The organism is Anaerobutyricum soehngenii, from assembly GCF_009697165.1.
In the GTDB taxonomy this organism is placed as follows: Bacteria; Bacillota; Clostridia; order Lachnospirales; family Lachnospiraceae; genus Anaerobutyricum; species Anaerobutyricum soehngenii.
Genome location: NZ_VULP01000055.1, coordinates 1 through 2,972, shown reverse-complemented (window position 1 = coordinate 2,972; position 2,972 = coordinate 1). Strand labels below are relative to the sequence as shown.

Annotated in this window: 3 protein-coding genes; all 3 read left to right on the top strand. The window is 46.8% G+C overall.

What is annotated here, in order from left to right:
- The first annotated feature begins 54 nt into the window (after positions 1 to 54).
- The 3 genes from FYJ25_RS14485 to FYJ25_RS14210 all read left to right on the top strand — a co-directional run bounded on the left by FYJ25_RS14485 (position 55) and on the right by FYJ25_RS14210 (position 2,858).
- Positions 55 to 555, top strand: a complete 501-nt coding sequence (locus tag FYJ25_RS14485; RefSeq protein WP_197702350.1) for a DUF6431 domain-containing protein — start codon at positions 55 to 57, stop codon at positions 553 to 555.
- Between the two features lie 73 nt (positions 556 to 628).
- Positions 629 to 2,047: a Mu transposase C-terminal domain-containing protein gene (locus FYJ25_RS14215; RefSeq protein ID WP_154581588.1), complete on the top strand. Its 1,419-nt coding sequence runs from the start codon at positions 629 to 631 to the stop codon at positions 2,045 to 2,047.
- Positions 2,034 to 2,858 (top strand): ExeA family protein, encoded by an 825-nt coding sequence (locus FYJ25_RS14210; protein WP_330578382.1) that lies wholly within the window; start codon positions 2,034 to 2,036, stop codon positions 2,856 to 2,858. The genes FYJ25_RS14215 and FYJ25_RS14210 overlap by 14 nt, the downstream gene beginning before the upstream one ends.
- Positions 2,859 to 2,972: the final 114 nt, after the last annotated feature.

Here is a 2,972-nt window from a genome sequence, read left to right as displayed (position 1 = left end):
CTAAAACCATGGTTATTATATCAGACTATACGTTAACCCTCAAGGGGAATTCAGGTGTTTTTTGTTGAGAGCAGTGTGACCAGCCATATATGTCCCAGATGTCAGGGGATTCTTGCCTACCGGGATTCACGCGTACGTATCCGAAGGAAAGAAGGCGGACGTAAGGAGCGTCTGATGATACGACGTTTCAGATGTAAAAACTGCCATTCCTATCATAATGAACTTCCGGATTGCCTCTCCCCGTATAAGCATTATGAAACTGAGGTTATATCAGGAGTTCTTGATGGAGTTGTCACTCCTGAAGATGCTGATTCCGAGGACTATCCGTCCATGCAGACCATGCAGCGCTGGCTCCTGTGGTTGCAGGTCAATCTGACCAACATAGAAGGCTACCTTAGAAGTGCCGGCTACAGTATCTTCAGACTTGGGGAAGGAGTCCTCTTCTCCAAAGGTTCACTGCTCGAAGCTATACGAAAAAAATATCAAAGCTGGCTGGAGATCATTCTCCGCCTGATCTATAACAGCGGGGGATTCCTGGTGCCGATCCCCTGGTAGCACTGTGCACCTACTTTGGTTCGTCTGTCACCGGCTGCTTCTGTATAGTGGTCTCAAAGGAGGTCGCTATACTATGAATACAAGCAAAAATCTTATGAAACAACAGTGGCAGGAACAGGAAGCACTCAAACGCTTTCAGCTTATATCTCCCCTTCTCAGGGAAGATATGGATGACGCAAAACGTCTGCAGCTGCGCAGGCAGATTGCACAGGAGAATAACATCTCCGTCCGCTCTCTTTATCGTTACGAGAAAGCATATGCAGAAAGCCAGTTCTCTGGACTCAAACCGGCAGACCGGCAAAAACACAGATCCCAGAGACTTCCGGACAATTTCGATTTTCTTCTGGAACAGGCAATCCAGCTCAGGAAAGAGGTCCCGGAACGGTCTGTTGCACAGATCATCTTCATTCTGGAAGCAGAAGGCTTTGTAGCACCGGGGGTATTAAAACGCCCAACCCTGGAAAGACATCTTTATAAAGCAGGGTTTGGCCGTGAACATATGCAGATGTACAGAGAAGCCCGTGAGAGTTCATCGAAACGCTTCTGCAAACCACACCGCATGATGCTGATCCAGGGAGATATCAAGTATGGTCCCAAACTTCCTATTGGAAAAAACGGTGCCAAAGTACAGACCTATCTGTCCTCGGCTATTGATGACCATTCCAGACGGCTGCTATTCTCCCGGTTCTATGATAATCAGGAAGAAGCGATCATCGAGGATACCTTTCACCAGGCGATCCTGCGTCACGGAACTTTTGATGCCTGTTACTTTGATAACGGATCACAGTATATCGCAAAGCAAATCCGTTTTTCCCTTTCCAAACTCGGCATCCGTGTCATTCATGCAAAGCCGAGAAGCGGAAAAAGCAAAGGCAAGATCGAAAAGTTCCACCAGGTCGTGGATGATTTTATCCGCGAATCGAAGCTGAAGGGTATCAAAAGCCTGGATGAATTAAACCGTCTCTGGGAGATCTTCGCAGACGAGTATTATCACAAGAAATCTCATGAAGGGATCAGTGAGTACTATGAAAGCCTTGGAGCTGCGGTCCCGGAAGAAGGGATCACACCTCTTCAGGAGTGGAACCGCGACAGCCGCCCGCTCACTTTCCTGGATGTTTCAGTCGTAGCGGAAGCTTTCCTTCATCACGAAGAACGCAAAGTTGACAAAGGCGGATGTATCAGTTTCCGCGGAATAAAATACGAGACAAAACCATCACTGATTGGGCATAAAGTTGAAATTTCTTATGACCCTGCCGCGCCTGAAACGATCACGGTTTCTTATCCAGGCTATGAACCTTTTACAGCACAGCCTATAAAAATCAGCTCATACTGTGACAAACGTCCCGTATTACCGGCATCCATGCAGGAACAGAAACCGAGCACATCCCGTTTTCTTGATGCTTTAGAAAACCGCCATGCACAGACACAGCGTCAGATAGCTGACGCGATTTCATTTGCATCCTATCGGAAGGAGGCGAATGACAATGTATGAGGCATTCTTCGGTATGGAACACACACCCTTTGTCCGTGATGTTCCGCCTGAAAAGCTGTATGAATCATCTGCTTTTCGCGAGACATTAGGGCGTTTATCCTATGTGGCAGACCGCCAGATGTTTGCGGTTGTAACCGCTGATTCCGGATGTGGGAAATCAACGCTGATCCGCCGGTTTTACTCAGAGCTTCCTAAAGAGGATTACATCGTTCTTTATCTTTCAGACTCAAAGCTGACTCCAAGATGGTTTTATAAGGGGCTGCTGGATCAGCTCGGTCTGGAATCAAGGTTTTATCGGGGAGATTCCAAACGCCAGCTACAGCAGGAAATTGAAATCATCCGTGGAGTACAGCACAAGAAAGTTGTCTGTATCCTTGATGAAGCTCATCTATTGGAAAAAGAAACGCTGGAAGAATTCCGATTTCTTTTGAATTACAAATTTGATTCTGTCAGTCCCATGGCAGTAGTCCTTGTCGGGCAGACAGAACTTTGGGAAAACAAACTGAAGTTACAGCGTTACGCTGCTATTCGCCAGAGAATCGATATGTATTGTACGCTTCCACATCTGGACAGATCGGAAACAGAACAGTACATCGGAAGTCATATGGCGTATTCTGGATGTTCTCAGGAGGTTTTTACTGAAAAAGCAGTGGATGAGATCCACAAGGCATCTGCCGGAATTCCCCGTATGATCAACCGGATCTGCGAAAAGGCACTGATGTATGCCTTCCAACAGCAGAGACGTCTGGTCGATGACTATATGATCAAGTTTGTAGTAGAGCATGAAATGCTCACGGTCACAACTAAGTAAAAGTCAGCCGCCCGTTTTCGGGCGGCGAATCCACCATTATCTATGACAGGCAGTTAAGCAATCTGATGACAATTCGTGTGAGCAGTCTGGTGACAGCTCATGAAATCATTAACA